Raw genomic sequence first — 23,632 nt, forward strand, 5'->3', positions numbered from 1 at the left:
GGAGGTGAATGGGGCATGCTGGGTGAGATGGTGATCGACGGAGTCGAAGTTCCGGAGGACGGCGAACGCGCCGATCCCGCCGACGACGCCCTCGCGCGCGCCGGGGCCGGCGACCGCACCGCGTTCGCGGAGTTCTACGATCTGCTCGCGGCGCGCACCTTCGGACTCATCCTGCGGGTCCTCGTCGACCGCTCGCAGAGCGAGGAGGTGCTACAGGAGGTGTTCCTCGAAGCCTGGCAGACGGCCTCGGGGTTCGATCCCGACCGCGGCCGGGCCCGCGCTTGGATCCTCACCATCGCCCACCGTCGGGCGGTCGATCGGGTGCGGTCCGCGCAGGCGGCACGGCGTCGCGACCTGCTGGTGGGAGCTCGCGAGGCCGCGGAGCCACCCCCGAGCGTCACGGAGGACGTGGAACTGCGGATCGACGGCGCCCGCGCCGTGCACGGCCTCGACGAGCTCCCGGAACCCCAGCGGCGAGCGCTCGTGCTCGCCTACTTCGGCGGATACAGTCAGCGCGAGATCGCCGTGATCGTCGGGGCACCTCTCGGCACCGTGAAGACCAGGATCAGGGACGGGCTCACCCGGCTCAGGAGCGTATTGGAGGCACCGCGATGAACGAGCAGGAATTCCGCGAGCTCTCCGCAGCGCACGCGCTCGACGCGCTGTCGCCCGACGAGGAGCTCGCCTTCGCCGAGGCGCTGGAGGCGCACCCCGAGTGGCGCGCGATCCTCGATGCCGACCGCGAGGCGGCGGCCGACCTCGGCGGATCGGTACCGGAGGCCGTGCCGCCCGCGTCGGTGCGCGCATCGATCCTGGACGCCATCGCGGAACTCCCCCAGGCGGGGTCCGAGGACCCGACGGCATCGGGTTCCGCGGCGGCGGCCGATCCGGAGCCCGCCCCGACGACGCCCGCACCCGCCCCGCGCCGCGCGCGCGGACGCGCCGGCTGGTTCGCTCTGGCGGCATCGATCGCCGTACTGCTGAGCATCGGGCTCTCGCCCTGGGTGCGGGAGAGCCTGTTCCCGCAGGATCCGGTGGCCACCGCGCTGGAGCAGGTCGAGGCCGCCCCGGACGCGCGGAGCGCGACCGGCACGACCGATACGGCGGCGCGCGGCACCCTGCACTGGTCCGACTCGGAGCAGCGGGCGGTGTTCGTGCTGGACGATCTGCCGAAGGCGGCGTCCGGGCACGACTACGAGCTGTGGATCGTGCGCGGCGATCGACCCATCTCGCTCGGGGTCGTGCGGCCCGACGGCTCGCGCGCGGCGGTGATCGCGAAGGGCTTCCGGCCCGGCGACACGGTCGCGGTGACCGTCGAGGATCGCGGCGGCTCCCCGACAGGAGCTCCGACGACCGCACCGATCCTCGCGATCGCCTCGGCCTGACGCCCCCCCCGGACGCCGGACGGCGGACGGCGGACGGCGGTTCCGGCACGGCGCTTGCGTTTCTCCCGCAAGCGCCGTGCCGGCGACCCCTCGTCCAGACGGCCCTGCCCAAAGGAGCAGTTGTGAGATCCTCAGGCGTACATTAATATATCAGTATCACAAGGTGTCATCATATGCCCAGATCACCCTCTCCGCCGAAGGATCTCTATGTCACGCAAACCCTCGCTCGTCGCCCTGGCCGCCGCCGTCGTCGGAGTCCTCGGCACGCTCGGAGGCGGGCTGCTCCCGGCGCAGGCGGCACCCGCACCCACTGCCGCTTCATTCGCCCTCTCGATGAGCGCCGACACCCCGACCGCGGTCACCGGCACCGCCGCCGACTTCACCGTCGGCTACACCTGCTCGGGGGCCGCGACCTGCGACGGCGTGACGATCACCGTCCCGCTCCCCGAGCATGTCTCCGCGACGCAGCCGCTCTGGGGATGGAACTGGTGGCAGCAGCCGCGGCCGACGAACTCGAACGATGTCGCGTCGTCGCAGGTGGCGATGGACGGCACCGTCACCTTCGCCATGAAGCCGCTCGCCCCGGGAACCACGGGCACCCTCGGAGTCCGGTACACGCCGACCGCCCAGATCACCCCGAACGGCACGAAACTGACGGTCGTCGCTTCTGCCACGGGGGCCACGATCGACCCGTCGAGCGCTGAGGCGACGATGACCCTCACCACGACCGGCTCGACCGTCGCCACGCAGGCCGGGCCCGGCCAGATCTTCAACTACCTGGACCGGGACCTCACCTTCAAGCCGACGGCTTCGATCACCAACGGGTCCGCCGTCGGCTCCGATGGCATCGGGACGGTCGACCGCTACGCCGTCGAGATTCCGGCCGGAGCGGAGTTCGTCTCGGCGAAGCCCGCCCCCGAGTCGGTCTCGGCCACCGAGATCGTCTGGAAGGACGTCCCCCCGGCCGCCCAGCCCTACGGCGAACCCGGACGACGCGAGGTCGAGCTCGTGCTGAGGTTCCCCTCCTCGGTGTTCGCCGACAAGCAGACCATCGAGCTCAAGCCCTCTGTCGCGGGCTCCTCGGTGTCGGGTGTGCCGTTCACCGCCTCGAACACGAGCCGCGTCCAGCTCCTCGCCTTCACCGAGAAGCTGGAGCCGCACGTGCAAGTGCTCGGTTCGAGCTACTCCTATCTCAACGGGGTCGTCGCCCGTGGCGCGGAGTACTCGTTCAGCTACTACCTGAACAACTGGAACAGCACGGTCCCTTCCACCAGCGCAATCATGTCCTCCGACATGGCGCCCGGCCTCATCGCATCGCGAATGTCGCTCCCCAAGGGCGCAACGCTCACCTGGACGAGCAGCTCGGGCAAGACGGGCACGGTGACCGCCGGCGACGAGTACACGATGATCGATATGGGCGACCTCGGCATGCCCGAGGGCGACCTCCTGGCCCGCTTCGAAGTCGAGCTCGGCGCGGTCGAAGCCCCCGGCTCTCGTGAGTTCTCGCTCATCGCGACGACCACCGACCCCTCGGTGGACCGGGTCGAGCAGTGCGCGAAGCTCGACATGACCTCGGCGTCCGGCGGCACGGCTTCGGCGCAGAACTGCGGGAACTACCGGGTCGTCGATCCCTTCATCGCGCCGAACCTCTCGCTCTACGCGCCGAACAGCGGGGAGACCTTCCGGCCAGGCGACACCGTGACCTGGCAGGCGGGTCTGTCGAACCCCGTGTACGGCAATCGCGATTGGCAGCCCGTGCTGTACTTCCTCGTCCCCCAGGGGACGAAGGCGGCCAAGGAACCCTTCGTCTGGCAGGACTCGCCGAGCGATCCCGCCTTCGAGAATCCCGAGGTGACCGTGCACCCCAAGGCGGTTGACGGACAGGACCTCGTCGAGGTGCGCTGGCCCGACTCGGCCGCTATCGAACCGGGCGGCTATCTCTGGACCGGCGAGTTCCGGACCGTCGTCACCACCGCACCGGCCGGAACCATCGAAGCCCGCCTCTACGGAGGCGACGCTCGCGGGCCGATCCCGGCCGCTCCCATGACCGGCGTGCCCAAGGACAGCTCGAACAGCGACCCCTGGGCAACGATGGCGCTCGACGACCGCGGCATCGCAGACGGCGGCAGCGCCGCCTCGCGTCTGGCCCGCTCGGTGGCCAGCGTGCCCACGGGGACCGGCGCGTCCCTGCAGTCCGCCCTCGTCGCGCGCGGTTCCCTCGACTCCGAGTTCGTCTCGGCACCGCAGCTCGCGGCGAGCGAGTCCGGCAAGGCCATCACCTATTCGCTGCCGATCCGCAACACGGGCAACGTGCCGCTCACCGACATCGTCGTGTACGACATCCTGCCGCACATCGGCGATACCGGTGTCAGCGAGGCGACGGCGAACCAGCCGCGCGGTTCGCAGTTCACTCCGATCCTGCAGGGCGCGGTCACCGCTCCCCCGGGGTTCACCGTGGAGTACTCCGATTCGACCAACCCGTGCCGCCCCGAGGTGAACCCGTCGGCCACCGGGTGCGTCGACGACTGGACCGCGACTCCCGCCGACTACGCCTCAGTGCGCGCGCTGCGGTTCGCGCAGGAAGCGGGCGCCTCGCTCGCACCGGGTGACGAAGCCCCGGTGACCTGGAGCATGGAGATCGCGCAGACGACTCCCGCCGCCCTGACCGCCTTCAACTCGGCGGCGTTCTCGGCGACGCGCACCGACAACGCGCAGAAGATCGCCGCGGAGCCGATGCCCGTGGGCGTGGAGATCGCCGTCGCAGACCTCGGCGTGCGCATCGTCGGCGGAGACCTCTCGCCGAACGCGACCTCGGACCTGCCGATCACCGTCAGCAATGACGGCCCGAGCGACGGCGCGGCGACCGTCACGGTGACCGCCCCGAAGGGTCTCACGCTCGGCACGTCGACGTCTGAATCGACCGGTTGGACGTGCACGATCGAGGATCGAGCCGGGGGCGGGCAGACCGCGACCTGCGTCTCGGACGCCCCGCTTCCCCAGGGCTTCTCGGGCACCCTGCCGCTGACGGTCACCGCGGGCGACGCCGGAACCTCCGGCACCGTCACCGCGGAGATCACCGGCCGGTTCCCCGACCCCGAGGCCGGCAACAACCGGGCCAGCGCCGACTTCCGGGTCATCGGGAACGGCGGTGGAGGAAGCAGCGCGGACGCATCGAGCGGATCGGACGCATCGAGCAACGCGGACGCATCGAGCGGATCGGGGGCCTCCGGCCGCGCCGACGCATCGGGCTCCTCAGCCTCCGCGAACGGAACCGGTGCGGACGCCAACGCCGGGGCCGGCGCCAAGGCCGGGACCGACGCATCCGGCGCGGACGACAGACTGTCCACCACGGGCGGCGGCTCGCCCTGGACCGGATTCGCGCTTGCGGCGGGCGCCCTGCTGGCCGGCGGTCTGGTGCTCGTGCTGAGGCATCGGTCCGAGCGACGATCCTGAGGACGGTGGGGGCCTGCGGCGTGCCGCAGGCCCCCACCGCGATCAGTTCGGCCTGAGCCCGCGGACACCCGAGGGCGGATCGGCCACGCCGAGACCGTGCTTGCGGATCCCGTGCACGAACGAGGGATCCTCGACGCCCCGGTAGACATTCTCGACCTTGGCCTGCGCGCGCTTCGACTCGGTCGAACCGTCCAGCACGGGGTGGTCGAGGGTGCTCCACTCGTAGTGCGGGTCGTGCACCGTTCCCTGCCCGGTGCCGGCGTCGTGCCGGGTCGCGGCGTGCGGCCGGTCCCGCTTCTTCTGCTTCATCGCACTCACCTCACGTGCGGCCGCGGCTCGACCGGTCGCGACCGGTTGTCCTCAGGATACGTCCGGATCCGCACGACGACGCAGGATTCACAGCACTCGTTCTTGGCAAATGAGGCTCGACTCACTAACATCTGATGAAGGACGCCGGCGTCGGGATCGCTTCGGCGAGCCCGAGTGACGCCCACGCGGCGCACCGCCGCATCCGCCCCGACATCTCCGTGCCGGTGCACCCGAAGAACCACCTCACGAGAGATCCACGCTCCATGCTCGGCACCTTCCTCATCGGCCTCCGCGAAGGCCTCGAAGCCGCACTCATCGTCGGAATCCTGATCGCGTACGCACGCAAGCTCGATCGCAAGGACGTCGTCGTCCGGATCTGGCTCGGCGTCGGCGTCGCCATCGGCATCTCCCTCGCCGTCGGCGCGATCCTCACCTACGGGGCCTACGGCCTCTCGTTCCGGGCCCAGGAGATCATCGGAGGCAGCCTCTCGCTCCTCGCCGTCGTGATGGTCACCTGGATGATCATGTGGATGGCCCGCGCATCGCGCAGCATGAGCGGCGAACTCCGCGGCCGCCTGGACGCGGTCATCGGCGGAACCGGCTGGGGCATCGTCGCCGTCGCGCTGCTCTCGGTCGGCCGCGAGGGCATCGAGACCGCGCTCTTCATCTGGGCCACCACCCGCGCCACCGGCACCGGTGCACTGCTCGGGTTCCTCGCCGCGGTCGCCGGGATCCTCGTCGCGGCCGCCCTCGGCTGGGCGATCTCCCGCGGCCTGCTCCGCATCGGACTCAGCCGCTTCTTCCGCTGGAGCGGTGCGATCCTCGTCGTCTTCACCGCGGGCGTGCTCGCCTACGCGATCCACGATCTGCAGGAGGCCGCCGTGCTGCCCGGCCCCTTCGCCCCCGTTCCCCCGGGAGCCGGTGCCTTCGTCGCCTCCTGGTACGGCGAATCCGCCTGGGCGTTCCAGCTCTCGCACGTGATCGCACCCGACGGCTGGCTCGGCGTGATCCTCAAGGGAACGCTCGGGTTCTCGCCGGACATGACGAAGCTCGAGGTGCTGGTCTGGGCGCTCTACCTGATCCCGACCCTCACCTGGTTCCTGCTGCGCACCCGCCCGCAGCCCGCGACCGGCTCCAAGCCGGTTTCGGCTCCGGCCGAGCCCGCCGAACCGACCGCCGCCCCCGCTCTCTCCTAGCGGTGCCGCGCTCGCCCGGTGCCCGACGGCATCGGCGCATCGCGCGACCCCGCAGACCGATCCCTCCCACAGAACAGGACCCCCGATGACCCTCCGCCTCGCCCGACGCACCTCCGCTCCGCTCGCACTCGGAACGGCCGGCATCGCCGTCGCCGCACTGCTCACCGGCTGCGTGCCGAACGCCGGAACCTCGGGCGGGGCCACCACCGTGCTCGACGTCACCGCGACCGCCGACGCCTGCACCGTGTCCAAGGCCGAAGCGCCGAGCGGCCCCGTCACCTTCCGGGTGAAGAACACGAGCGACAAGGTCACCGAGTTCTACCTGCTCGGCGAGAACAAGCTCTCCATCGTGGGCGAGGTCGAGAACATCGCCCCGAACAGCACCCGCGATCTGACCGTCGTCGCCGATCCCGGCAGCTACTTCACCGCGTGCAAGCCCGGCATGGTCGGAGCGAACGTCGGCCAGGCCGCCTTCGCCGTCACCGGCAAGGCCACCGCGCTCTCGGGCGACGACCAGAAGGCGGCCGACGCCGCCGTGGCCTCCTACGTCGGCTACGTCAAGGCTCAGGCCAGCGAGCTGCTGCCGAACGTGCAGAAGTTCGTCGACGCCTACGAGGCCGGCAAGGACGACGAGGCGCGCAAGCTGTTCCCGCTGGCCCGCGTGAACTACGAGCGCATCGAGCCCACCGCCTCGCAGTTCGGCGATCTCGACCCGGCGATCGACTACCGCAAGCCCGGTGCGGAGGCCGAGGGGATCCCCTTCACCGGCTTCCACCGCATCGAGATGGACCTGTGGCTCGACCAGGCCAAGAAGAACTACCCGAACGAGAAGCTCGCCCCGCTCGACCAGGCCGGCCGCAAGCAGGTCGGCGACAAGCTCGTCGCAGACGTGACGAAGCTGCACGACCTCGTGAACTCCAAGGACTTCACGCTCACCCTCGCCGACATCACCAACGGCGCCGTGAGCCTGCTCGACGAGGTCGCCGCCCCCGACGGCAAGCTGCCCGGCGAGGAGAACGAGTTCGCCCACACCGACCTCTACGACTTCACCGCGAACGTCGAGGGCGCGCAGGTCGCGTTCGACACGGTCAAGAAGATCGCCGAGGCCAAGGGACCCGAGGGCAAGAAGCTCGTCGCCGAGCTCGACCGCCAGTTCGCCGGCATGCTCGACCTGCTCGCGCAGTACGGCTCGTTCGACAAGGGCTTCGTCGACTACTCGACGGTCGACCAGAACGCCCGCAACGAGCTCGGCGCCCAGCTGAACGCTCTCAGCGAGCCCCTGTCGAAGCTCACGCACACCGTGCTCGGCCTTCCCGCGTCCAAGTAGTCGGTAGTCTGTCGACGATGTCCGAGCCCACTCGCCCCGAGCCGCAGCAGGAGCCGCGCCCGCAGGAAGGCCCGCGGACTCCGGAGGAGTCCGCGCCGCAGCCCTCCCGCCGCGCCCTGTTCGGCATGCTCGGCGGCGGTGCGGCCGGGCTCGCCGTCGGCGCGGCGGCCGGCGCGGTCGCGAACAGCGCCCTCGCTGCCTCCGGACCGCTCGGCTCCGGCACCGCAGGAGCGTCGCGTGGCGTCGTACCGTTCGAGGGCGCGCACCAGGCCGGGATCGTCACCCCGGCCCAGGATCGGCTGCACTTCGCCTCCTTCGAGATGCTGCACAGCTCCGGCCGCGACGAGCTCATCTCGCTGCTGCGCGACTGGACCGCCGCCGCCCGCGAACTGACCGCCGGGCGCGACATCGGCTCGGGCGCCGTCGACGGACCGCTGCTCGCCCCGCCCGACGACACGGGCGAGGCGCAGGGGCTGAGCGCGTCGAACCTCACGCTCACCTTCGGACTCGGCCGGGAGCTGTTCGCCGACCGGTCGCTGCGCGGCGGCGGCACCGAGGCCGACCCGTTCGGACTGCGCGAGCGGATGCCCGCCTCGTTCGCCCCGCTTCCCTCGTTCGCGTTCGACCTGCTCGACCCCGCGACGACCGGCGGCGATCTCTGCGTGCAGGCCTGCGCGGACGACCCCCAGGTGGCGGTGCACGCGATCCGCAACCTCAGCCGCATCGCGATGGGCCGCGCGCGTATCGTCTGGAGCCAGCTCGGGTTCGGACGCACCTCGTCCACCTCGCAGTCGCAGGAGACGCCGCGGAACCTCTTCGGGTTCAAGGACGGCACCGCCAATGTGAAGGCGGAGGAGACGAAGGCCCTCGCCCAGCACGTGTGGGTCGCCGACGGACCCGAGTGGATCCGCGGCGGCAGCTACCTGGTCGCGCGCAAGATCGCCATGACCATCGAATCGTGGGACCGCACCACGCTGCAGGAGCAGGAGCGCGTGATCGGGCGCACCAAGGGCGAGGGCGGACCGCTCTCGGGCGGCGGGGAGTTCACCGAGCCCGACTTCGCCCGCACCCGGACCTCCGGCGGCACCGCGATCGACATCGCCGCGCACGTGCGCCTCGCGCACCCCACGAAGAACCACGGGATCCGCCTGCTGCGCCGCGGCTACAACTACGTCGACGGCAACAACCCGCTCGGCCAGCTCGGCGCCGGCCTCTTCTTCATCTCGTACCAGAGCGACCCGTCAGCGTTCGTGACCGTGCAGCGTGCGCTCAAGACCGACGCGCTGAACGAGTACATCCGCCACGTCGGCTCCGGGCTCTGGGCCGTGCCCCGCGGAGTCGGCGCCGGCGAGTTCGTCGGCCAGGCCCTGTTCGACTGAGCGCGGCTCAGCGTCCGCCGGGCGAACCGGCCGGAGCGTCGGGCCACTCGCTCGTCAGATAGGCCTCGACCGCCCGATGGCGGAACGCGTACGGCTTGCCCCGCGAGATGATCCCCCGCACCGTGTCGAGGCGCTGCGCGGTGGGACCGGCATCGGTCGCCTTCGCGAACCCCGCGTCGGCCGCGATCCGCGTGAGCGTCCGCTCCTTCGGGGGCAGCTCCGCCATGGCCTCGAGGAACTGCTTCTCACGCTCGGGCAGCCGGTTCAGGATCCGCTCGACGTGAGCGCCCGCCTCCCGGCTGGCGCTCCGCCAGCCGGCGAGCACCTGCTCCTCGGTGATGAGGGGGCCGGTGCCGGCGTACCAGGCCTGCTCCCCCGCGAGCTGGAACAGGAACGGCTCGCCCCGGCACAGGTCGACGATCGCGGCGGCCGCCGCGGGGTCCATGCGGACCCGTTCGATCCCGCCGTCCGGCACGGCGATGCTCCGACCCGCGAGCACGAAGCCCTGCAGCGCCTCGGCGAGCTCCTCCTCGTCGATCGCGGTCAGCGTGGTGGTCTTGAACCGCCGGGCGAACGTCGCGCCCTTGCGCGCACCCGTCATGTCCTCGAAGTCGGGGAGACCGGTCAGGTAGACGGCGATCGGCAACGATCGCAGCACCCGGTTGCCGCCCGGCACCTCGACCTCGATCTCGTGCGTGAGCGCGTCGCCGAGCGCGATGAGCAGCTGCGAGAGCGCGTGCTCGTCGGTGATGTTCTGCACCTCGTCGATGTGGATCAGCGCCACGACGTCGCCTCGGCGGATCGCCGCGCGCCCGACTTCGATGAGGAGGTCGGTCAGGGCCCGGTAGGGATCCGGGCCCTCGGCGCCCTGCAGGGTGAGCGAGATCCCGGCGGCCGCGACCGCCCGGACCCGGGCGAGCGCCGCCGCGATCTCGTTCGCGGGTTTCGAGGACAGCCCCGCGGTCTCGGCGAGCCGCAGGATCGCCTCCGCGACGAGCTTCAGCGGATCCGCGCCCGAGGGGATCCGGAGCTGGGGCGTCACCCAGTCCCCGTGCGCCGCGGCGGTCTGCGCGATGCGGCGCACCAGGGACGACTTCCCGAGCCCGGGCTCGCCGAGGATCGTGCGCCCGCGCTCGGGAAGTCCGACGATCCGACGCGGACGGACGACATCGCGCCAGTCGCTCAGCTGCTCGCTGCGTCCGGCCCAGACCTCGGGGACGATGTCGGATCCGGGGCTGAACGGGTTGTTGAGCGAGCTCCTCATTCGATAACTTTATCAGCCGAATGGATCTTGATAACTTTATCGCGAGCGTGGCGCGCTCTCGGACCCCGCCCACGGGCGGGACGGGCCGCCCGGCACGAGCGCCGAGCGCTGCGTCACCCAGCTGAACATCGACACCGCGGCGGCCGCCGAGGCGTTGATGGACCTCGTGGACCCGTACTGCGTGATCTCGACCACGGCCTCGGCCGCGGCCACCGCGTCGTCCGTCAGCCCGGGTCCCTCCTGCCCGAAGAGCATGATGCAGCGCTCGGGCCACGCGAAGGTCTCGACCGGCACGCAGCCCGGCACGTTGTCGATCGCGATGATCGGCAGCCCGTTCGCCTCGGCCCACGCGGCGAGCTCGGCGACGTCGGCGTGGTACTGCACGTGCTGGTAGCGGTCGGTCACCATGGCGCCCCGCTTGTTCCAGCGCCGCCGGCCCACGATGTGCACCGTGTCCGCGCCGAAGGCGTTCGCACTGCGCACGATCGAGCCGATGTTCATGTCGTGCTGCCAGTTCTCGATCGCCACGTGGAACGGGTGCCGGTGCTCGTCGAGGTCGGCGACGATCGCCTCCATGCGCCAGTACCGGTAGCGGTCGATCACGTTGCGGGAGTCGCCGTGCTCCAGCAGCTCGGGGTCGTAGTGCTCGTCGTCGGGCCAGGCCTCGGGGCCGCCCGGCCAGGGGCCGACGCCTGCGGTGGTGCGCTCGGGATGCTGTTCGGTCACCCGAGCATTCTCCCGGATCCCCGGCTGCGGCGTCGGCGCCCCCGCCGCACGCGGAGTCCCGCCGATCATTCCGGCCAGATGATGAAGTCGCCGTCGGCGCGACGCGCGGGCGCGTCGCCCACCGCGTCGAGCACCGACCGGATCCGCCCCAGCACCTCGGGCGGCAACTCGAGCGGCGGCTCGTCGGGCTGGTACGTGGTGCGGATCGGGTAGTCGACGCCGGGCTCGGAGGTCATCTCGATGTGGCAGCCGAGCACGAGCGTCACCGGGTGCTCCTGCGCGAACGCGATCAACCGATCGATGGTGCGCGAGTAGGCCGCCCAGTCGTCGACGTAGAGCCGTCCCCGGTAGACGGTGTCGCCCGTCAGCAGGAACCCGGTCCAGGGATCGTAGAACACGACCGCCGACCGCTCGTGCCCGGGTGCGCCGATGGCGAGCAGGGCGCGGCCGCCGAGCTCGACCCGACCGGGCTCGGCGGCCGCGTCGTCGTCCGCGATGCCGAGGAACGACCACGCCGCCGTGCGATCCGCGGGCACCACCACGGTGCCCGGCCGGTCCGCGAACTGCGCGTCCCCCGCCACGTGATCCCCGTGCGCGTGGGTGTGCAGCACCACCAGCTCGTACCCGGGCCGCGGGTGCCGCCCCAGCCAGCCCTCGATCAGCTCGTCGACCGTGCGTCGCAGGGGCAGCAGGTCCGGATCCACGGTCGCACCCGTGTCGATCAGCACCGCACGCGCCTCGCCGAACAGCAGGAACAGGAACGGCGCCTCGTAGTCGATCGCCTTGTTCTGGCGGAGGATCGCGGTGTGCGGATCCACCCAGTGCACCTGCAGATCCGGGTCGGTGTTGTGCTTCGCCGACGGGGAGCCGTGGATCCACCGGACGCCGAGCGGTTCGGCCGAGTGCCGTTGGCCGACGAGCGGCTCGGGAACCGACGGATCCACGGTGAAGGGGTCAGCGGTCGGCATCGGTGGACGCCGCGCTCAGCAGGTCCAGTTCGGCCCGGCTCAGCTCGACCTCGAGCGAGTCGAGCAGGGCGGGCAGCTGATCCGTGTTGCGCGCGCTCGCGATCGGCGCCGCGACGGTCGGCTGCTGCCGCAGCCACGCGAGCGAGATCGCGGCGACCGGCACCCGGTGCAGCTCCGCCAGCTGGTCGAGCCCGGCGAGCACCGCGAGACCTCGCGCGTCGAGGTACGCCGCGGCGTCCTCGGCGCGCGGGCTCGCCGAGGCGCTGTTCACGTCCATCGCGTCGCGGTACTTGCCCGCGAGGAATCCCTTCGCGAGCGAGAAGTACGGGAACACCGAGAGGCCCTCGCGCTCGGCCGCGTCGCGCAGGCCGTTCGTCTCGAAGTCGCGCTCCATCAAGTTGTAGTGGGGCTGCAGCGCGACGGGCAGGTGGTAGCCGCCCTCCCGCGCGATGCGGAACCACTCGTCGATCCGCTCGGCCGTGTAGTTCGAGACGCCGATCGCGCGGACCTTGCCCGCATCGACCAGCTCCGAGAACGCGGCGACGGTCTCGGCGAGCGGCGTCTCGGCGTCGTCGAAGTGCGCATAGTAGAGATCGATCCGGTCGGTGCCGAGCCGCTCGAGCGACGCATCTGCCGCCGCGCGCACGTTCGCCGCGGACAGCCCCGAGAACTCGGGGTGGGTCGAGACCTTCGTCGCGACGACGACGCGATCGCGCGCACCGCGGTCCCGCACCCACTCGCCGATGAGGCGCTCGGACTCGCCGCCGCCGTTGCCCGGAGCCCAGTGCGAGTAGCCGTCGGCGGTGTCGATGAAGTCGCCGCCGCCGGCGACGAACGCGTCGAGCACCCCGAACGATGCGTCCCGGTCGGCCGTCCAGCCGAACACGTTGCCGCCGAGGGCGAGGGGAGCGATCTCGAGCTCCGAGGATCCGATGCGGGTGCGGGCGATGGTCATGGAGGACGCTCCTTCGCGAGTCGATGCGGGCCGCGCAGATGCGCGCACGTCGGGTGCAGCGCGGACACCGTCCACGCTATTCCCCCGCGCTGGGCGGCGGGTCAGGATGACGTGCGTGCGCGGAGTCGAGATTGCAGTTGTGCACGGAATAGCGCTCCATTCCATACACAACTGCAATCTCGGCGGGGCCAGGCGGGGCCGGGTCGGACCGGACCGGGCCGGGCCGGGCGGACGGGGCCGGAGCCCGGCGGCACCGCTACACCGCCGCGACCGCCAGCGATTCGCCGTCGGGGGCGACGTCGACACGGACCGTGCCGCCGTCGCGCACCTCGCCCGACAGGATCGCCCGCGCGAGCCGATCCTCGATCTCGCGCTGCATGAGCCGACGCAGGGGACGCGCGCCGTAGACCGGGTCGTACCCGGTCTGCGCCAACCAGGTGCGGGCCTCGGGCGTGACCGCGACGGTGAGCCGGCGCGGCGCGAGCCGGGTCTGCAGCCGGTCGACCGACAGCTCGACGATCTGCGCCAGGTCCGCTTCGGAGAGCGGCCGGAAGATCACCATCTCGTCGAGCCGGTTGATGAACTCGGGCTTGAACGCCCGGCGCACCGTCTCGCGCACCGCGGATTCCTTCTCGCCCCAGTCCAGCTCGGGATCGATGAGGTACTGCGAGCCCAGGTTGGAGGTGAGGATCAGGATCACGTTGCGGAAGTCGACCGTGCGCCCCTGACCGTCGGTCAGGCGGCCGTCGTCGAGCACCTGCAGGAGCACGTCGAACACCTCGGGGTGCGCCTTCTCGACCTCGTCGAGCAGCACCACCGAGTACGGCCGGCGCCGCACGGCCTCGGTCAACTGACCGCCCTGCTCGTAGCCGACGTACCCGGGAGGGGCGCCGACCAGCCGGGACACCGAGTGCTTCTCGCCGTACTCGCTCATGTCGATGCGGATCATCGCGTGCTCGTCGTCGAAGAGGAACTCGGCAAGAGCCTTCGCGAGCTCCGTCTTGCCGACACCGGTCGGGCCGAGGAACAGGAAGGAACCGGTGGGCCGGTTCGGATCCGCGATGCCTGCGCGGGTGCGCCGCACGGCGTCGCTCACCGCGCGCACCGCGTCGGTCTGGCCGATGAGCCGGCGACCCAGTTCGCTCTCGAGCGCGAGCAGCTTCTCGGTCTCGCCCTGCAGCAGGCGCCCGACGGGGATCCCCGTCCAGGCCGCGACCACGCCCGCGATGTCCTCGTCGGTGACCTGGTCGTTGACCATGGGCGGCTCGCCACCCTCGGCCGCCTCGGCCTCGTGCTCGGCCCGTTCGGCCTCGGCGAGCTGCTTCTCGATCACCGGGATCTCGCCGTAGAGCAGCTTCGACGCCCGCTCGAGGTTGCCCTCGCGCTGGGCGCGCTCGGCGTCCATGCGCAGACGGTCGAGCTGCTCGCGCAGCTCGCCCGTACGGTTCAGCGCTGCACGCTCGCGCTCCCACCGCGCTTCGAGCACGTCGAGATCCGCCTGCTTCACGGCGAGGTCGCCGCGCAGCTTCGCGAGGCGCTCCTTCGAGGCCTCGTCCTTCTCCTTCTTGAGCGCCAGTTCCTCGAGCTTCATGCGGTCGACTGCGCGGCGCAGCTCGTCGATCTCGACCGGGGCCGAGTCGATCTCCATGCGCAGGCGGCTCGCCGCTTCATCGATGAGGTCGATCGCCTTGTCGGGCAGCTGCCGGGCCGTGATGTAGCGGTCGCTCAGCGAGGCCGCGGCGATGAGCGCCGAGTCGGCGATCGTGACCTTGTGGTGCGCCTCGTAGCGCTCCTTGAGGCCGCGGAGGATCGCGACCGTGTCTTCGACGGAGGGCTCGCCGACGTAGACCTGCTGGAAGCGCCGTTCGAGCGCGGCGTCCTTCTCGATGTACTCGCGGTACTCGTCGAGCGTCGTCGCGCCGATGAGCCGCAGCTCACCACGGGCGAGCATGGGCTTCAGCATCTGCGAGGCCGCGACGGAGGATTCGCCCCCGCCGGCGCCCATGAGGGTGTGCAGCTCGTCGATGAAGGTGATGATCCTGCCGTCGGAGTCCTTGATCTCCTGCAGCACCGCCTTCATGCGCTCCTCGAACTCGCCGCGGTACTTCGCGCCGGCGATGAGCGCCGAGATGTCGAGGGAGATCAGCTCCTTGTCCTTCAGGGACTCGGCGACGTCGCCCGCGACGATGCGCTGGGCGAGGCCCTCGACGACGGCGGTCTTGCCGACGCCGGGCTCGCCGATCAGCACGGGGTTGTTCTTGGTGCGCCGGGTGAGCACCTGGCTCACACGGCGGATCTCGGCGTCGCGGCCGATGACGGGGTCGAGCTTGCCGGTCCGGGCGACCTCGGTGAGGTTGACGCCGAACTGCTCGAGCGCGCTCTGCGCGCCCTCTTCGCCCTGGGCGGGCGTCCAATTGGCCTGCATCTGGGTCCTCTCTGTTCAGCAGACGGGCGCGATGTCGCGAGTGCCGGCTGACCCGAGCACCCGCGACATCGCAAACTTGAGTTCAGTTGACTCAAGTTTACGCCGGGACCCGCGGAAGCGCTACCCCGCGTCCCGACCCCGCAGGTCCTTCCGCAGGATCTTGCCCGAGCTCGACTTGGGGATCACGTCGATGAACTCGACCGCGCGGACCTTCTTGTGCGCGGCGACGTGCTCCGCGACGAAGGCCACGACCTCCTCCGCCGTGAGCGAGGCGTTCTCCTGCAGCACCACGAACGCCTTCGGCACCTCGCCGGCCTCCTCGTGCGGGAGCGCCACGACCGCGGCATCGGCGATCGCCGGATGCGTGAGCAGCAGCGCCTCGAGCTCGGCCGGCGGCACCTGGTAGCCCTTGTACTTGATGAGCTCCTTGAGCCGATCGACCACGAACACCTGCCCGTCGGCGTCGATCTCGACGATGTCGCCCGTGTGCAGGAACCCGTCCGGCTCGAGCGTCGCCGAGGTCGCCTCCGCGTTGTTCAGGTACCCGACCATCACCTGGGGTCCCCGGATCAGCAGCTCGCCGGGCAGGCTGCGCCCCGCCTCGGGACGCCCGATCTCCTCGCCCGTCTCGATGTCGACGATGCGCATCTCGGTGTTCGCGACCAGGGCCCCGATCGAACCGCGGTCGATGTCGGGGCGGTCGCGCGGGATCACGTGCGAGACCGGGCTCATCTCGGTCATGCCGTACCCCTGCAGCACGAGGGTCTCGAGCCGGTCCCCCACCGCCTTCGCGAGGCTCGAGTCCAGCGCGGCCGCGCCCGACAGCACGAACTCGACCGCCGACAGATCGTACTGGGCGACGATCGGGTGCTTCGCCAGCGCCACCGCGATCGGGGGCGCCACGAACACGGCGGTCGTGCGCTGATCCTGGATGATCCGCAGGAACTCCGGCAGATCGAACTTCGGCACCGTGACCAGCGTCGCCCGCTCGCGCAGCGCGAGGTTCAGCAGCACCGTGAGCCCGTAGATGTGCGTGAACGGGAGCACCGCCAGCACACGATCGTGCGCGTCGAGCCCGATCGCCGGATTCGACTGCAGCACGTTCGCGACCAAGTTGCGGTGCGTGAGCATGACACCCTTCGGCCGTCCCGTGGTGCCCGAGGAGTACGGGATCACCGCGAGCTGGGTCGCCGGATCGAACGACACCTCCGGAGCGGCGTGCCCGCCGCCCGCCAGATCGCGCAGGCTCGCATAGCCCTCGGCGCCGTCGAGCACGATCACACGATCCTTCGCGAGGCCCGCGGCCTCGGCGCCCGGGCCCGAGTTCGGCAGCAGCGGCGAGACGGTGAGCAGCAGGACCGCACCCGAATCCTGCAGCTGCCGGGCGAGGTCCTCGGCCGTCGACAGCGCCGCCACCGGGGTCACCGTGGCTCCGGCGCGCAGGATCCCGTGGAACGCGGCGACGAACGCGGGCACGTTCGGCGCGTGCAGCGCCACCACGTCGCCCACCCCGATGCCGCGGGCGGCGAGCCCGCCCGCGATCGCCAGCACCTGACCCCGGAGCTCGGCGTACGTCGTCTCGGCGCCGCTCGGCCCGTCGACCAGGGCCACCCGCCCCAGTTCCGCCTCGGTCAACCCGCCGAACACGGCGTCGGTGATGGAAATGTTCGGGATCTCGATCTCCCCGTAGGGGCTGCTGAACGTCACGTTGTCTCCTTTGACTCTTTGACTCGTCCCGCTCATCCTCGGCGATGCGCCCACCCCGCGCAACGGTGCCCATCCGGTTCCGTGGCCCCGCTCCAACGGCGATGCCTCCCGTCGGCGATAGCCTGGAGCTATCCCCCATCGAGCCACCCGCAGAGGAGCCCCAGCCATGTCGCGCATCGCACTCGTCCGCCAGCCCAGCCCCCTTCTCGACGACGGCATCGTCGATCACATCGAGAAGGTCGCGGTCGATCTGGAGCGGGCCCGCGAGCAGTGGCGCGGCTACGTGGCGACGCTCCAGTCGCACGGCTGGCAGACCATCGAGGTCGAGCCCGCCGACGACTGCCCCGACTCGGTGTTCATCGAGGACACGGTCGTCATGTTCCGCAACGTCGCCGTGATCAGCCGGCCCGGCGCCGACAGCCGCAAGCCCGAGACCGCGGGCACCCGCAAGGCGCTCGAGGCCCTCGGCTGCCCCATCGCCGAGATCCGCGAGCCCGGCACCCTCGACGGCGGCGACGTGCTCAAGATCGGCGACACCGTCTACGTCGGCCGCGGCGGCCGCACCAACGCCGAGGGCGTCGCCCAGCTGCGCGCGATCCTCGCCCCGCTCGGCGGCAAGGTCGTCGCCGTTCCCGTCACCAAGGTGCTGCACCTCAAGACCGCCGTCACCGCGCTGCCCGACGGCACCGTGATCGGCTTCCCCGACTTCGTCGACGACCCCGCGATCTTCGACCGTTTCGTGCCCGTGCCCGAACCGCACGGCACCGCGGTCGTCTGCCTGAGCGAGAGCGAGCTGATCATCTCGGCCTCCGCGCCGCGCACCGCAGCGATGCTGCGCGACTTCGGCTACACCGTCACCGAGGTCGAGATCTCGGAGTACGAGAAGCTCGAGGGCTGCCCGACCTGCCTGTCGGTCCGCGTGCGCGCGCTTGTCTGATCCCCGCGGCGGCCTGAGCGCCGGCGCCGCCCCGCGGCACTGGATCGCCCTCTTCGTCACCGTCTGCCTCGTCGCGCTCAACATGCGCATGACGATCACGGGCGTCGGGCCGCTGCTCGACGAGATCGCGGCCTCGCAGGGCACCACGCCCGCCGCGCTCGGGCTGCTCGCGTCGATCCCGCTGATCGCGTGGGGGCTCGTGTCGCCGCTGGCGCACGGGCTCGCCACGCGGATCGGCACCGACGCCGCGGTCGCCTGGTCGCTGCTCGTGCTCGCCGCCGGGACCGTCTGGCGCTCGCTGCCCGGTCCCTCGCTGAACCTGTGGCTGGGCACGTGCCTCATCGGCGCGGCCCTCGCCGTCGCCAACGTCCTGCTGCCCGTCACGATCCGGCGCGACTTCGGCACCCGGATCCCCCTGGTGATGGGCGTCTACTCGGCCCTGCTCGGCGGGGCCGCCGCGATCTCGGCCGGACTCGTCGTGCCGATCTCGCACCTCGCCCCGGCCGGCGGCGAGCCGCTCGGCTGGCGGATCGCGCTCCTCTCGAGCGGCCTCGTCGTACCGATCGCGCTCGTCGCCTGGGGCCTGACCCACCGACGCGGGATCTTCGCCGGACGCGGGGCCCGCAGCTCCGCTGATGGATCCACCGATGCCGGCGGCGCCGATGTCTCCGCCGTCGGACCGGCGGCGGCACCGGCTGCCGGATCGGCGTCAGCCGGATCGGCGTCAGCCGACGACCGGGTCGGCCGCCGGATCTGGGGCGACCCGCTCGCCTGGTGGATCGCGATCTACATGGGCATGCAGTCCTGGAACTTCTACGTGTTCGCGACGTGGCTCGCGCCGATCGAGCTCTCGCGCTCCGTCCCGCCCGTCGTCGCGGGCCTCGACGTCATGCTGTTCCACGTCTGCGGCGTGCTCGGATCGCTCGCCGCTCCGTTCCTCGCCCGGACCCGACTGCGCGCGATCCTGCCGATCGTCCCGCCGCTCCTCTGCATCGCCGGAGCGCTCGGCATCGTGCTGCTGCCCGGCGTCGTCCCCGCGCTCTGGCTCGCGCTCGCGGGATTCTCGTGCGGCAGTGCGCTGAGCATCAGCCTCACGCTCATGGCGCAGCGCGCCGCCAGCCACGCGGCATCGTCGGCGCTGTCGGGCATGGCGCAGTCGGTCGGCTACCTGCTGGCCGGGCTCGGGCCGATCCTCTTCGGCCTCGCCCACGAGCTGACCGGCGGTTGGCTGCTGCCGCTCGCCGTCGTGCTGCTCGCCTCGGCCGCCGGGATCGTGGCCGGACTCGCGGTGCGCGGCGAACGCCGGGTGCTCGACCGGCGATAGAACGGACGCGCCGGGTCTCGGGCGAGCGGCGTGCGCTTGCCCGGGGAACGGCTCCGGTGTCGAAAGCCGGTCCCGCTGACGAGAATCGGGCCAAAAGCGCGGGTTTTCGAGGGTTCTTCGACAGTCGTCCCCACTCTCGACGGGGTGGCCGTTCATCGAGCCCGCGGCTGAGGCAGCCCCGCTCGGCACGCGGCACGCAGCACCCGGCATGTCGGACGCTGCGCACACGCAGAGCGAGGCCCTCGACTCCGCAGGGGGTGGAGTCGAGGGCCTCGTCGGTCGAGCGCGAGCCCGCCGCGCTACTCGGTGCCGGCCTCGCCCGGAGTCTCCGCGCCGGTGCCGTTCGCCCGGCGCCGGCGCAGGATCAGGAGCACCGCGCCCGCACCGAGCAGGACCGCGGCCGCGATCCCGAACAGGGCGAGGTTCTGGCCGCCGGTCACGGGCAGGGATCCGCCGGTCTCGCCCGATGCCGCGCCCGTGGACTCGGCCGCGGAAGAGGCGCTCCCTCCGGTGGAGGATCCGGCGTTCGCGGAGGATCCGGCGTTCGCGCCGGCGGCACCGGCATCGGCGGTTCCGGTCGACCCGGTATCGGAGCTGCTGTTCGCACCGGCCCCGGCCCCGGCACTTGCGTTCCCGTCGGCACCGGCGTTCGCACCGGCACCGGCATTCGCACCGGCGCCAGCGCTCGCGTTCCCATTCGCGCCAGCACCAGCACCGGCACCGGCATTCGCACCGGTATCGGCGCGGGTCACCGTGATCGGCAGTTCGGCGACGGTCTCTCCGTCGCGCAGCGCGACGACGGTGTGCGCTCCCGCGGGGGCGTCGGCCGGGATCGTGACCTGCTGCGAGAACGCGCCGTGCTCGTCCGCGGTCACCGCGCCGAGGGCCACCGGTGCGGAGTGCAGTTCGAGCGCGAGCTGTTCGTCCGGTGCGAAGCCGGCCCCGGCGAGCCCGACCGTGCCGCCGGCCTCGACCGAGATCGGCGATCCCGCGTCGTTCCCCGGCACCGTCAGCTTCGGTACGGCGGGCTGCTCGGCCTCGGCGGGCAGCGCGACGTCGATGTGCTTGGCTTCGCGCGCGGCCCCGCCGGCTCCGAAGTAGTAGGCGGTGACCCGCAGGCGGTCCTGGTAGAGCCCCACACGCAGACCGATCGGGTCGGCACCGCCGACCGCGGTCTCGTTCCAGTCGCCGCTCGGGCCGTACTGGGTGGTCACGGCCGCCGTGTTGACGATCGTCGGGCCGGAGGCCGTGGTCGGGTCGAAGCGCTGCTCCACCGACCAGTCGTTCAGCTCGGGCGACCAGTGCGTGTGCGAGGTGAGCGCGGTCACGTTCGAGTACTGCGCGAGCAGGGCCTCGATGCGCTCGGTGTCGGCGCCGTAGTCGCCCTGGTAGAACTTGGCGTAGGTGCCCGAGACGGAGTTGTTGAACACGTGGTGCGTCATGAGCAGCACCGGCTTGCCCTGCGACTTCCAGTAGGCGAGGCGCTCGCTCAGCCAGGTGAACTGCTGATCCGAGAGGTCGACGAACGGTCCGCCGCCCCCGTGGTACACGTGGCCCTCGCTCCCGAGCCAGATCAGCGGCAGCTGCCCGTCGACGAGCTGCTCGCCCCAGAGGCCGCCCTGGCCGCCGACCTCGCGCATGCTCGTCTTGTCGAGGAAGCGCTTCACGTAGGCGGGCACGCCATCCGAACCGTAGTACTCGTGGTTGCCGATGGTCGAGATGCGGGTGGCGTAGTCCTTGCCGCCGCCGGCGTTGAACGCCGCGAAGTAGTCGTCGTACTGCGTCGCGGTGCCGTTGCTCGTGAGATCGCCGTTCGCGACGATCGTGCTCGCCTTCGGGCTGAGCGAGCGCAGGCCCGGCAGCGTCTGGTCGCGCAGGCGCGCGGTCGCGCCCTGGATGTCGCTGATCACATCGACCGCGGCGACCGGCTGCGCATCGGCGGCGAGCGCCGGGAGCGGCTTCACGATCGCGACGTCGTCGATCATCCAGGATCCGGCGCCCGCGTCGGCGGTGAAGCCGAACTCGAGGGTCATCGACTTGGCACCGGCGGGCACCGTGAACGGCAGGCGGGGCTGGGCCGATTCCTGGTCCTTGGTCGTCCACTCGTTCAGCGCGACGCGCTGGCCGGTGTCGAACACAGCGGTGACGGCGGCGCGCTGGGCGCCTCCGCGCTTGCGGTAGTGGCTGTCGAATCGGAGTTCGAGCGCGTCACGCGAGGTCACCCGGATCGGCCGGGTCTTCAGCACGCTGTCGACGGCGGTCTTCGACGCGTCGGCGACGGCGATCTTGCCGGATGCGCGGGTGAAGGCCTGGCGGCGATCCACCCCGTAGGTGTCGACGACCTGGGCGAGCGTGGTCTGCTCCCAGCCGGAGGCGGGGAACTGCCAGCGCTCGGTCGACTCGATCCCGTCGAACCAGCGCTGCGGTTCCGTGCTGTTCGCGGTCCCGACGGCCTTCGCGACGACGGTCACCGGCAGCTTCGCCGGGGTGATCCCGTCGCCGCTGAGCGAGAGGGTGCGCACACCCGCTGCGGATCCGGCGGGGACGGTCACGTCGAAGCTCGCGGTGCCGTCGGCGCCGGCCTTCGGGATCCCGGTCACGGGGGTGCCGGCGAGGTCGGCGACGAGCTGCTGCCCCTCGCGCAGACCGCCGACGCGCACGGCGAGCGGGGCGCCGGGGATCGCGAGCGGCTTCGCGGCCGACAGGATCTTGAGGTCGACGGCCTTCGGCGCAGCTTCGGCGATGTCGACGTTGTCGATCATCCAGAACCAGTTGTTGCTGCTCTGCAGGTAGGCCCAGCCGACCTCGACCTTGGTCGCGGACTTCGGGACGTCGAAGGTGACCGACTCGCTCGTGTTGAGTCCGTTGGCCCCGTAGGACTTGACCACGACGGGCGCGCCGCCGTCGATGCGTGCGAGCAGCTGCGAGGGCGGGTTCTGCCCCTGCTTGTAGTGGCTGTCGAACTTCACGGTGACGGCGCCCGTACGATCGGCGAGCACGAGCGGTGCCGACCACAGGGTCGAGTCGAAGTTGCCCGTGGTGGGACGGTTGGAGTCGGACTGCACGACGGCGACCATTCCGGAGGCCTTGCCGAAGCTGCCGCGGTCGCCGGTGTTGCCGAACTCCTTGGTCACCTCCGCGGTGGTGTGGAAGGTCCAGCCCTCCCAGCCGGCGCGCATGCCGGTCGTGTTGACGCGGTCGACGAGCCAGCCCGCGGGCGGGGTCTGCGCCGACGACGCGGTCTCGAAGGCCTCGGTGAGGTGGGCGGGAGCGGCGAACGCCGGGGCCGCCGCGGGAGCGACGACGAGGCCGGACATCAGGGCGAGGAGCGCGCCGGCGGCGAGGCCGGAGCGTCGGCGGGACGCCGAGGGGGCTGAGGGATGCATCTGCTCTCTTCGGTTCAGGGAGGGGAGGGTGAATCGGATGGAGGAAAGCGGGGAGCGGTGCGGAGTCAGGCCTGCGGCGCGATGGCGGCGAGCGCGGCCGCGTGCAGGCGCCCGTTGGTGGCGAGCAGTTCGCCGGAGGTGTGGGATTCCTCGCCCGCGGCGTCGGTGCAGGAGCCGCCGGCCTCGCGCACGATCGGTAGGATCGCGGCGATGTCGTAGGGCTTGACGTCGAACTCGCAGACGATGTCGACGGCGCCTTCGGCGAGGAGCATGTACGACCAGAGGTCGCCGTAGGCGCGATCCCGCCAGACGCGGGAGGCGAGGTCGAGCAGCTGCTCGCGACGGCCCGCGGCCTCCCAGGTGTCGATGCCCTGGAAGCTGAGCGACGCGTCGCCGAGCTCGTCGACCCCGCTGACGCGCAGTCGGCGGGGCTCGCCCGCCTCTCCGGCGCCGCCCGGCGCGGTCGAGCGCTTCCACGCGCCGGCGCCGGTCATCGCCCACCAGCGGGCGCCCATCGCGGGCGCCGAGACGACGCCGAGCACGGGCACTCCGTCGACCTCGAGCGCGATGAGGGCGCCCCAGTTGGGTACGCCGCGCAGGTAGTTGGCGGTGCCGTCGATGGGGTCGATGATCCACCGGCGGCGAGCGGTGCCCGGTGCACCGGTCTCGTCGGACTCCCCCGTCTCCTCGCCGAGGAACCCGTCGCGGGGGCGGCGTTCGGCGAGGAGGTCGCGCAGCGCGCGCTCGGTCGCGGTGTCGGCCTCGGTGACGAATGATCCGTCGGGCTTCCGGCTGCTGCGCAGCCCCTCGGCGGTGAAGCGCGGCAGGGCGATGGAGTCGGCCAGGTCGGCGAGCTCGTGGGCGAGCCGCAGGTCGTCGTCGTACACGGCC

17 protein-coding genes are annotated in these 23,632 nt (G+C 71.5%); 8 read left to right on the forward strand and 9 right to left on the reverse strand.

The annotated features are described in order from the left end of the window. The first annotated feature begins 15 nt into the window (after positions 1-15). The 3 genes from ABD169_RS00190 to ABD169_RS00200 all read left to right on the forward strand — a co-directional run bounded on the left by ABD169_RS00190 (position 16) and on the right by ABD169_RS00200 (position 4,838). Positions 16-615, forward strand: a complete 600-nt coding sequence (locus ABD169_RS00190; RefSeq protein WP_197074143.1) for a sigma-70 family RNA polymerase sigma factor — start codon at positions 16-18, stop codon at positions 613-615. Then, positions 612-1,385, forward strand: a complete 774-nt coding sequence (locus ABD169_RS00195; protein WP_344027720.1) for an anti-sigma factor — start codon at positions 612-614, stop codon at positions 1,383-1,385. The genes ABD169_RS00190 and ABD169_RS00195 overlap by 4 nt, the downstream gene beginning before the upstream one ends. 207 nt (positions 1,386-1,592) lie before the next feature. Next, complete coding sequence (locus tag ABD169_RS00200) at positions 1,593-4,838, forward strand: hypothetical protein (RefSeq protein ID WP_344027723.1); 3,246 nt, start codon at positions 1,593-1,595, stop codon at positions 4,836-4,838. 42 nt (positions 4,839-4,880) lie between these two features. Here the strand turns inward: ABD169_RS00200 and ABD169_RS00205 are convergent, their stop codons facing one another. Continuing rightward, the gene (locus tag ABD169_RS00205) at positions 4,881-5,147 is read right to left on the reverse strand and encodes a hypothetical protein (protein ID WP_344027726.1); all 267 of its coding nucleotides are present in this window, start codon (positions 5,145-5,147) and stop codon (positions 4,881-4,883) included. 134 nt (positions 5,148-5,281) lie between these two features. Between ABD169_RS00205 and efeU the strand changes: the two genes are divergently transcribed. The 3 genes from efeU (at position 5,282) to efeB (ending at position 9,049) form a co-directional block, all read left to right on the forward strand. Beyond that, a complete protein-coding gene (gene efeU / locus ABD169_RS00210) occupies positions 5,282-6,343 on the forward strand; it encodes an iron uptake transporter permease EfeU (RefSeq protein WP_344027729.1) in 1,062 nt (353 codons plus the stop codon). Between the two features lie 85 nt (positions 6,344-6,428). Next, on the forward strand, positions 6,429-7,670 hold the full coding sequence (efeO, locus tag ABD169_RS00215) for an iron uptake system protein EfeO (RefSeq protein ID WP_344027732.1): 1,242 nt from the start codon (positions 6,429-6,431) through the stop codon (positions 7,668-7,670). 17 nt (positions 7,671-7,687) lie between these two features. After that, positions 7,688-9,049 (forward strand): iron uptake transporter deferrochelatase/peroxidase subunit, encoded by a 1,362-nt coding sequence (gene efeB / locus ABD169_RS00220; protein WP_344027734.1) that lies wholly within the window; start codon positions 7,688-7,690, stop codon positions 9,047-9,049. A gap of 7 nt (positions 9,050-9,056) precedes the next feature. Here the strand turns inward: efeB and ABD169_RS00225 are convergent, their stop codons facing one another. The 6 genes from ABD169_RS00225 to ABD169_RS00250 all read right to left on the reverse strand — a co-directional run bounded on the left by ABD169_RS00225 (position 9,057) and on the right by ABD169_RS00250 (position 17,094). Further along, entirely contained in the window at positions 9,057-10,313 is a 1,257-nt protein-coding gene (locus tag ABD169_RS00225) for an ATP-binding protein (protein ID WP_344027737.1), read from the reverse strand. A 36-nt stretch (positions 10,314-10,349) separates the two neighbouring features. Continuing rightward, complete coding sequence (locus ABD169_RS00230; protein WP_344027740.1) at positions 10,350-11,039, reverse strand: TrmH family RNA methyltransferase; 690 nt, start codon at positions 11,037-11,039, stop codon at positions 10,350-10,352. Between the two features lie 65 nt (positions 11,040-11,104). Then, on the reverse strand, positions 11,105-12,007 hold the full coding sequence (locus ABD169_RS00235; RefSeq protein WP_344027743.1) for an MBL fold metallo-hydrolase: 903 nt from the start codon (positions 12,005-12,007) through the stop codon (positions 11,105-11,107). Beyond that, positions 11,994-12,962, reverse strand: a complete 969-nt coding sequence (locus ABD169_RS00240) for an aldo/keto reductase (RefSeq protein ID WP_046454582.1) — start codon at positions 12,960-12,962, stop codon at positions 11,994-11,996. Before ABD169_RS00240 ends, ABD169_RS00235 begins: the two co-directional genes overlap by 14 nt. Positions 12,963-13,218: 256 nt before the next feature. Beyond that, a complete protein-coding gene (locus ABD169_RS00245; RefSeq protein ID WP_344027748.1) occupies positions 13,219-15,387 on the reverse strand; it encodes an ATP-dependent Clp protease ATP-binding subunit in 2,169 nt (722 codons plus the stop codon). Between the two features lie 120 nt (positions 15,388-15,507). Next, positions 15,508-17,094 carry an AMP-binding protein gene (locus ABD169_RS00250; protein WP_344027751.1) on the reverse strand — a complete coding sequence of 529 codons (1,587 nt, stop codon included), beginning with the start codon at positions 17,092-17,094 and terminating at the stop codon, positions 15,508-15,510. A 166-nt stretch (positions 17,095-17,260) separates the two neighbouring features. On the opposite strand from ABD169_RS00250, the gene ddaH reads away from it, so the two are divergent. Together ddaH and ABD169_RS00260 are read left to right on the forward strand one after the other, a co-directional pair. Further along, positions 17,261-18,031, forward strand: coding sequence for a dimethylargininase (ddaH, locus tag ABD169_RS00255; protein WP_344027755.1), 771 nt, complete (start codon positions 17,261-17,263; stop codon positions 18,029-18,031). After that, on the forward strand, positions 18,024-19,355 hold the full coding sequence (locus ABD169_RS00260; protein WP_344027758.1) for an MFS transporter: 1,332 nt from the start codon (positions 18,024-18,026) through the stop codon (positions 19,353-19,355). Before ddaH ends, ABD169_RS00260 begins: the two co-directional genes overlap by 8 nt. 299 nt (positions 19,356-19,654) lie before the next feature. Here the strand turns inward: ABD169_RS00260 and ABD169_RS00265 are convergent, their stop codons facing one another. Beyond that, positions 19,655-22,741: a metallophosphoesterase family protein gene (locus ABD169_RS00265; protein WP_344027761.1), complete on the reverse strand. Its 3,087-nt coding sequence runs from the start codon at positions 22,739-22,741 to the stop codon at positions 19,655-19,657. A gap of 65 nt (positions 22,742-22,806) precedes the next feature. Next, on the reverse strand, positions 22,807-23,628 hold the full coding sequence (locus tag ABD169_RS00270) for an inositol monophosphatase family protein (RefSeq protein WP_344027764.1): 822 nt from the start codon (positions 23,626-23,628) through the stop codon (positions 22,807-22,809). Positions 23,629-23,632 lie beyond the last annotated feature (4 nt).

Origin of the sequence: Leucobacter iarius (assembly GCF_039530105.1) — a bacterium.
In the GTDB taxonomy this organism is placed as follows: Bacteria; Actinomycetota; Actinomycetes; order Actinomycetales; family Microbacteriaceae; genus Leucobacter; species Leucobacter iarius.

Excerpts from the sequence above, each read along its gene's own strand:
- efeO (WP_344027732.1), top strand. The coding sequence starts at position 6,429 with ATGACCCTCCGCCTCGCCCGACGCACCTCCGCTCCGCTCGCACTCGGA.
- ddaH (WP_344027755.1), top strand. The coding sequence starts at position 17,261 with ATGTCGCGCATCGCACTCGTCCGCCAGCCCAGCCCCCTTCTCGACGAC.
- ABD169_RS00240 (WP_046454582.1), bottom strand. The coding sequence starts at position 12,962 with ATGACCATCGCCCGCACCCGCATCGGATCCTCGGAGCTCGAGATCGCT.
- ABD169_RS00190 (WP_197074143.1), top strand. The coding sequence starts at position 16 with ATGCTGGGTGAGATGGTGATCGACGGAGTCGAAGTTCCGGAGGACGGC.
- ABD169_RS00225 (WP_344027737.1), bottom strand. The coding sequence starts at position 10,313 with ATGAGGAGCTCGCTCAACAACCCGTTCAGCCCCGGATCCGACATCGTC.
- efeU (WP_344027729.1), top strand. The coding sequence starts at position 5,282 with ATGAAGGACGCCGGCGTCGGGATCGCTTCGGCGAGCCCGAGTGACGCC.
- ABD169_RS00200 (WP_344027723.1), top strand. The coding sequence starts at position 1,593 with ATGTCACGCAAACCCTCGCTCGTCGCCCTGGCCGCCGCCGTCGTCGGA.
- efeB (WP_344027734.1), top strand. The coding sequence starts at position 7,688 with ATGTCCGAGCCCACTCGCCCCGAGCCGCAGCAGGAGCCGCGCCCGCAG.
- ABD169_RS00195 (WP_344027720.1), top strand. The coding sequence starts at position 612 with ATGAACGAGCAGGAATTCCGCGAGCTCTCCGCAGCGCACGCGCTCGAC.
- ABD169_RS00265 (WP_344027761.1), bottom strand. The coding sequence starts at position 22,741 with ATGCATCCCTCAGCCCCCTCGGCGTCCCGCCGACGCTCCGGCCTCGCC.
- ABD169_RS00205 (WP_344027726.1), bottom strand. The coding sequence starts at position 5,147 with ATGAAGCAGAAGAAGCGGGACCGGCCGCACGCCGCGACCCGGCACGAC.
- ABD169_RS00245 (WP_344027748.1), bottom strand. The coding sequence starts at position 15,387 with ATGCAGGCCAATTGGACGCCCGCCCAGGGCGAAGAGGGCGCGCAGAGC.
- ABD169_RS00235 (WP_344027743.1), bottom strand. The coding sequence starts at position 12,007 with ATGCCGACCGCTGACCCCTTCACCGTGGATCCGTCGGTTCCCGAGCCG.